Here is a 7,363-nt window from a genome sequence, read left to right as displayed (position 1 = left end):
AAGAAAAGAAATTTCTATAGTGAATACTATCAATTTTTTCTTTTTCGTTAGTTGAGATAAATATATAAAACAACTCTTTCTCAAGTTTCTCTTTAGAAAAACTTTGAAATATACAATTTTTCTAGCTGCTTCTTAGCACCTCCTAAAATAGAATACAACCCCTCTATTATATCCTCTTTTAATTCTAATCGAGAATCAAATTTTTTACATTTGTATACTATACTATGCTCTACTTCTCCCAAAGTATCATGAATTAAGGACTTAACTTGAACTTCAAAGGAAAATATGTTACTAATTTCTTTATACTTACAAGCAAGCTTATAAATTGTATGCCCATTTTTCTGCAACAAATTTGGATTTTCTTCAACCTCAATATTTTCCTTATTTTTTAAAAATTTTTTTAATTTATTAAAGAGAATTTTTTTTCTAAATTTAAAATATATTCTTTCATGTAACTTTGACCCCGAAACAACATTCCAAGTTTCAAGATAATTCTCGATAGGTATTAATAAAGAATTGAATTCGTTATAATCTAAGCAAATAATCTTTACATTTTTCTAAAATTAATGTTCCAACATTTTTATTATTAAATCTTCTCTTTGTTCAAGTACCAACTAGGAATGATTTGCTTCATATCATCATACCATTCTAAAATTTCCTTTGCTTGATTGTTCATTACTGCTATTTCTTCAGTTCCATAAGGTAGAGCCCAGGGTAGAGCTCCAACTATGTTACTTAGAATGTAAATGGCAAGAAGTTTCCAAAATAAATCTGGAACCTTGTCATCAAAATATCCATCTATCATACCAGATGCAAAAAAGGGAGAGACTTGAGCGGACCACACAATACGATTGAACTCCTCCCAAGGATCTCCAAGATCAAATCGATCAAAGTCAATGACATAAATTTTACGATCTTCACCAATCATGAAATTCCTGATATGATAATCTCCATGTTGGAAAACCTGAGGTCTATCTTTTAACCATTCTCGATTTGTATTTAAAAAATCAAGAAAAATCTGACCATTTTCATATTGGAAGGGACATTCTTTGTATTTTGCGATTTTGTCGTCAATTTTTCGATTAAAAGAACTTTCCCAATCTTCACGAACTTCTGTTACAGGGAGTGAATGAATTTTTCGAAGTATACTTCCTGCTTCTACTCCGTAAGTGTATTGTTGTTCTTTCGAATAAGTTAAAATGGTTTCTCTTGCATCTTTCCCGTCTATCCATTCATGTATAGAATGCACCTCATCACCGCAGAGTTCAATGCTTATTGGTTTACACATCGGAACTCCAAGAGAAGCTACTTTCTCCATCATATCAAATTCAAATTTCTTAGAATCCAACTTTTCCTTTTCAGAAACACGCAGGAAAAATTTTTGTTGATTCTTGTCAATAACACAATATTTTTTATCATCTGACCAACCTTTATTTATGGCTACTTTACTAATAATCTCCATTAAGCCCCCTCCGATTCATTTCATAACACTTTTTGCAGTTTTCACTAGTAGCATATCCAGTTCGTCTACACTTTAGTTACCTAGATCAAGATTTAGATAATGAAAACTAGTCAATTTTCTCTATAATGCTTCCAAGTTTATCTAATACAAAACAGGAATGATCATTTAGTGGAATTATGGGAACATTAACGAGTTCTTCAGCTCTATCCTTATTAGATTTATCATTCCATGAATCATAATGGACACTAATTAAAAACTGACTAAAGAGTCCTAATCCATTTTTTATCTTTATCTGATGATCTGAATTATCATTAGGCGAGACATAAACTTTTTCTCCTAATAATAGGGCTCCTGCAGAAAATCCTATTCAATTTCTTCAATATCGCCACTTATTAATAAAAATTTCCCAAAGGTGTTTACAATACTCATAAAGGGCCCCTTTGTTTGGGATTGTTAGGACTTTGAACACCTTAATTTTACCACTAATGGATACTCTTTTTTCATTCACTTGATAGGTGAAAAGCAATATTCAGTTAAATCACAGTAACTATGTGGCTTTCAACCACTTTCACGGCTTTGCCGTGAATAATATAAGTTTGATTTTTAGTCGCTTGTGAAGTTGCTTGAATAACTCCGATTCTCATTATTCCTCCTACAACTTCTAATTTGAATATTTCTTTTTCTTTGGTTTTGGTGCAGGTAACTCATCATACATTGAATTAAATAAACCGGTTAAATATTCTTTGTTGTCAACATCATCTACCAATAGCATTTCCTTTGCACCTTCATACGGCAATTCGTATTCTACATTCGGCATATACGCTATTGCAGATTTGATAGGCTTCACTAGAAATCTATCATCATAAATTCCACCTATGATTTTCCCTCGATAATAAATTATATATTCACCCATCATTGACTTATATGATATTTCTTCCAAATTGGATAGTTGTTCTAAAATAAAATCTAAATATTCTTTCCTTGAAGCCATACCCTTCACCTCCAAAAATTCCAATTTGTCTTCATTTAAAAATAAATCCCATTATACAATTCCATAAACTCTTTAGAAAACTATGTGACAAGTTTATGGACCCGAACAGTGGCTAAGGTTTCTCTCCTCTATCTACGAGTTCTATCCAGAGTATAAATCATTCTTCTACTTCTCTAATTAGTTCTTTCAAGAAGTGTTACCGCCTCTACACGAAACGAGTGAACACTAAGTATATCAAGTGAACCTGTCTTTATCTGGGAATATAACCACTAAACCATTTAACTATAGCATAAAGATGTCCTTTTAATTGCCGACAAGGGATACATAGGCATAGATAAGATACACAGCAACATCTTGGTACCTAAAAAATCGACAAAAAAGCATAAATTAACTAAAGAGGACAAGAGATACAATTCAATTATTTCAAGGCGTAGAATTTACATAGAGCATGTGAACAGGCATATCAAGAGATTTAGGATAGTGTCTACACGTTATAGAAACAAGAAAAGAAAATTTGCCCTGAGATTTTCGTTAATTTGTGCAATTTATAATTTTGAACTATAGGTTATCGAACAGGTTTATTATCTTAATTTTGTATAATGAAATATTCTAAACTTTATTCTTAATATTATTCAGTTAAATCGCCTTTTTTGACTTACTCTTATAAAATAAAACTTTCTTATATAAACAATACGTTAAGTAAAAAAAGATAAATTTGCTTTCCTTGCAAAAAAACTCTAACCAAGTAATTTTAGTTAGAGTCTTTATTTCTTACGTATTAAACTTTAAATTATCAACTATTCAGTATCTTTTTTTAAAGATTTTTTATTCTTAGACACTTTTTTTTCTTCAGTTTTCTTATCTGTTTCTGATTTTTCCTTAATAACCAAAATACCATCTTCCAAATCAGCAACAAGATGTTTTGCATCAAGGTTTTCAAGATGGAAATCAGTCACATTATCACGTATTTGCTGTTCAATTACATAACGTAGCGGACGTACTCCCATAACTTCATCATATCCTTCTTCTGTCAAAAATTCTTTTGCTGCATCAGATACAGCTAAGTCAATTTCTTTTTTAGAAAGAGTTTTATTTACTTCAATAAGCATTAAATCAACAATTTGTGATAAGTCTTTTTTATTAAGATGCGAAAATTCAATCACAGCATTGAACCGATTTAAAAATTCTGGACGGAAGTATGGTTTCAATCTTTCTATAATTTCCTGTTTGTCTACATTCTCAACAAGTCCTTTTTCATATCCAAATCCAGCATTTGAAGTAGCTATAATTACAGTATTTTTAAAATTTATAGTATTTCCCTGTCCATCAGTTAAACGTCCATCATCTAATACTTGTAAAAGAAGCGTTATAACTTGCGGATCAGCTTTTTCAATTTCATCGAAAAGAATAATTGAATAAGGATTACGACGTACTCTTTCAGTCAAAGTATTATTATTGTCATCATATCCAACATATCCAGCCGTTGTTCCAATAATTTTTGAAACTGCAGTTCTGTCAGAATATTCTGACATATCTAATCTAATAATAGCATCCTTAGTTCCAAACATATCAAGTGCTAGTTGTTTTGCAAGTTCGGTTTTCCCGACACCTGTAGGACCTACAAAAAGAAAACTTCCAATTGGACGGTTACCTTCGTCAAATCCTGCACGGTTACGACGAATTGCACGCACAACTACTTCAACTGCTTTATCCTGACCGATAACTTTTGCTTTTAGACGTTCGTTCATTCCTTTTAGACGTTCAATATCACTTGCTCCCATTTGAGAAACGGGAATTCCTGTCATTCTTTCTACAGATTCAGCCACATCATTTATTGTTGCTGTAACTTTCATATCTTCAGTATGATTTTTTATTTTATTTTCTAATTCCTCAATACGATTTTTTGCATTAAGTGCAACTTCATAATCTTCAGATTTTGCTACCTCAGCTTGTTTTGCTTTCTGTTCTTCAATTTGATGTTCTACTGCATGAACATCAGTTACAGGATGTTGAGCGGCCAAATGTGCTGCCGTCACATCAATTAAATCAATTGCTTTATCTGGCAAGCTACGTTGTGGAATATATTGTATTGAGAAATCAACTGCTGCTTTTAAAACATTATCAGGCAAAATTACATTGTGATGTTTTTCATATAAATTACGAATTCCTTGAAGTATTTTATAAGTATCTTCCGCTGATGGAGCATTTACTTTCACTTCATTGAAACGACGTGCAAGTGCGGCATTTTTTAATATTGTATTACGGTATTCATCTTGAGTAGTTGCTCCAATAACTGTCAGTTCCCCACGTGAAAGAGCAGGTTTTAAAATGTCGGCAAGCCCTTTAGAACCACCATCTCCAGTATTTCCTGCGCCTAAAATCTGATGAATTTCATCAAAGAAGAGTATAACATTTCCAAGTTCCTTTACTTCCTTCAAAAGATTCTGAATATTTTCCTCAAAACTTCCACGATACTGTGTACCTGCTTCAAGTCCCGAAATATCAATTGAAATAATTTCCTTATTTTTAATAGCGGCAGGAACATCCCCATTTACAATGGCTTGAGCTAGTCCTTCTACAACAGCTGTTTTCCCAACACCTGCATCACCTACAAGAACTGGATTATTTTTTGTACGACGTAAAAAAATTTCTGAGGTTCCCTGAATTTCCTTGTTACGTCCTATAACTGGGTCTAGTTTTCCATCACGAGCTTCCTGTGTAAGATTACGTCCAAGTTTTGCAAGAATTCCATCTTGTTTAACATTTTGCCCTTGAGATGCTTGAGTCTGCATTTCATTATTTATTGGCAATTGTCCCGTTGCAGGATATTGTGCAAATTCTTCAGGTGTAACTTCTCTTCCGTTTATCAGATAACGGCGATTTTCAGAATTAAAACCTCTCATTCCTCCCATTAACTGATTAAAAAGATCATCCATACTGTTAAAATCTCTACTCATAAATTATCACCACACTTTCTTATAAATTTTAAACAATTTTATTGTTTGTTGCTTTAAGTTTAATCTTAATTATTATATAAGTCAAGAAATAAAACTATAATTATGAGGTTAATTTTATTATAAAATCCAAAAATCTATCTCATTGGAGCAACTGCTGTCAATTCCCACTTATGAATACCCTCATCTCTTTTGGATGAATCATATCCAATGTAAACATTTTTTAGCCTTTTATTTACTGGATAAAGTTTATATCTGTACATTAACGGAACTTCCGCCGCTTGTCCAATATAGTATTTTTGCCAGTTCTTGTAGGCTTCCACTTTATAATTTGGAACTGTTAATGATTTTTCTCCTAATATTTCACCTATTAGCCTGTCATTTTCTTCTGATGCAAAACGAGAAAAGTTAAGCTGGGATTTTCTTCCTGCTGACCAGTTGGATCTAGACTTGTTCCAACTCCCCAAGCTCCAAAGAATACATCTATGTCTTTAGAATCTCCCTGCACTTTTTCGTAAAAATTCTGGAAAGCCAGCAATCTTCCTGATGTAAGAACTGCTTTTATCCCTATTTTTTTCCAGCTTTGAATATAGTTTTGAGCAAGCGGTTCTGCTACATCACCTCCTGCCATAAATGCCATCTTTATTTCAAAAGGCTTTCCATTTTTATCTTCACGGATTCCATCGCCATTTACATCCTTGTATCCTGCTTCATCCAGTAATTGCTTTGCTTTTTCAGGATTGTATGGATAACCTTGCAGGTCCTTTGGAAAATATTTCTTGAAAACAGGAGGAATTGATGAAGTTGCTTGCTGCCTTAACCCAAAATAAAATGCCTGTGCTATTTCCTCAACATTTATGGCTAAAACACCTATCGTAGATAAGGGGTGCTTCATATCGAATGATGTTAAGAGGTCTATAGTTTTAAACCTATGTGAGACTAAGTCAATGGACCTAATTGCAAAAGAACACTGTGTATCTCCTACTAGTGTTGCCAGAATACTCCGTTTAACTGAAGATAGGAGAAGAAAAATTATCTTCCTAGGATTCTATCAATAGTTGAATTCAAGTCAGTAAATACAGTTTAAGCGTCTATGAGTGTAAATTTAACCGATTTAGAAGGCGGTCATATTTTTGATATCCTGGTAGATAGGGGACAAAGATACCTCTTTGAGTATTTTAATTCATATCCCTTGAAGGTGAGAAAAAGGGTAAAATATGTGACTACAGAAATGTATAGGCCATATATTGATCTTGCCAAGAAGGTCTTTCCAAATGCCAATATTGTAGTGGATAAATTCCACATAGTACAGCTCTTGACAAGAGAGTTAAACAAGCTAAGAATAAACGAGATGAAGAAGCTTAATACCAGGTCTAAAGAGTATAAAATACTGAAGAGATACTGGAAAATACCACTTACAAAGAACTGGGAGTTAAACAGTATATATTTTTACAAGAATAGACACTTTAAAAATATGACTAGTTCAGTTGACATATTAGACTACATGTTAGGAAAATTTCCCAACTTAAAAGAAGCCTATGTTTTTTATCAAAACTTCCTATTAAGTATATCTAATAATGATGTAGCTATGCTTGAAGATATTCTAAATACTAGGACTGATAAAATACCGATGTGTTTTAGGAAGAGTATAAAAACCCTTAAAAAGCTTAGAAAGTATGTGGTTAACTCATTAAAATATGACTATACGAATGCAATTGTAGAGGGCAAAAACAATAAGATAAAGGTAATTAAAAGAGTATCCTACGGATATAGGAGTTTTAGGAATTTTAAGGCAAGGATAATGCTAATGGAAAGGTATAAGATACAAAAGGGCAACATCCATAGCTATAAGTTTGCTATGGATGCTGCCGCATAATTTAATAGATTTTATTGATTTGAATTATCACCAACGTTATTTGACATAGAGCCCCCAAAAGTTAGATTTTTTGTCTAAGC

5 protein-coding genes and 2 pseudogenes are annotated in these 7,363 nt (G+C 32.5%); 2 read left to right on the top strand and 5 right to left on the bottom strand.

Features of this window, described 5'->3' with window-relative positions; all coding sequences use genetic code 11:
• Positions 1-586 precede the first annotated feature (586 nt).
• Both ACW6OJ_RS00315 and ACW6OJ_RS00310 read right to left on the bottom strand, forming a co-directional pair.
• Positions 587-1,462 carry an aminoglycoside phosphotransferase family protein gene (locus ACW6OJ_RS00315; protein WP_456095437.1) on the bottom strand — a complete coding sequence of 292 codons (876 nt, stop codon included), beginning with the start codon at positions 1,460-1,462 and terminating at the stop codon, positions 587-589.
• A gap of 661 nt (positions 1,463-2,123) precedes the next feature.
• Positions 2,124-2,453, bottom strand: a complete 330-nt coding sequence (locus ACW6OJ_RS00310) for a TfoX/Sxy family protein (RefSeq protein ID WP_456095436.1) — start codon at positions 2,451-2,453, stop codon at positions 2,124-2,126.
• 303 nt (positions 2,454-2,756) lie between these two features.
• Here ACW6OJ_RS00310 and ACW6OJ_RS00305 point away from each other — a divergent pair.
• Positions 2,757-3,017 (top strand): annotated as a pseudogene (locus ACW6OJ_RS00305) (transposase family protein); the annotation flags it as partial.
• Between the two features lie 233 nt (positions 3,018-3,250).
• Here ACW6OJ_RS00305 and ACW6OJ_RS00300 read toward each other — a convergent pair.
• The 3 genes from ACW6OJ_RS00300 to ACW6OJ_RS00290 form a co-directional block, all read right to left on the bottom strand.
• Positions 3,251-5,410, bottom strand: coding sequence for an AAA family ATPase (locus ACW6OJ_RS00300; RefSeq protein ID WP_456095435.1), 2,160 nt, complete (start codon positions 5,408-5,410; stop codon positions 3,251-3,253).
• A 134-nt stretch (positions 5,411-5,544) separates the two neighbouring features.
• Positions 5,545-5,670, bottom strand: a complete 126-nt coding sequence (locus ACW6OJ_RS00295) for a hypothetical protein (protein ID WP_456095434.1) — start codon at positions 5,668-5,670, stop codon at positions 5,545-5,547.
• A 107-nt stretch (positions 5,671-5,777) separates the two neighbouring features.
• Positions 5,778-6,302, bottom strand: coding sequence for an ABC transporter substrate-binding protein (locus tag ACW6OJ_RS00290; protein WP_456095433.1), 525 nt, complete (start codon positions 6,300-6,302; stop codon positions 5,778-5,780).
• Between ACW6OJ_RS00290 and ACW6OJ_RS00285 the strand changes: the two are divergent.
• Positions 6,256-7,283: pseudogene (locus ACW6OJ_RS00285) on the top strand (ISL3 family transposase); the annotation flags it as partial. The gene ACW6OJ_RS00290 and the pseudogene ACW6OJ_RS00285 sit on opposite strands and share 47 nt — an antisense overlap.
• Between the last annotated feature and the right edge of the window lie 80 nt (positions 7,284-7,363).

The organism is Peptostreptococcus sp. (assembly GCF_977045075.1).
Note: the sequence above shows the minus strand (reverse complement) of the source record. Positions and strands in the feature narration are given on the sequence as shown.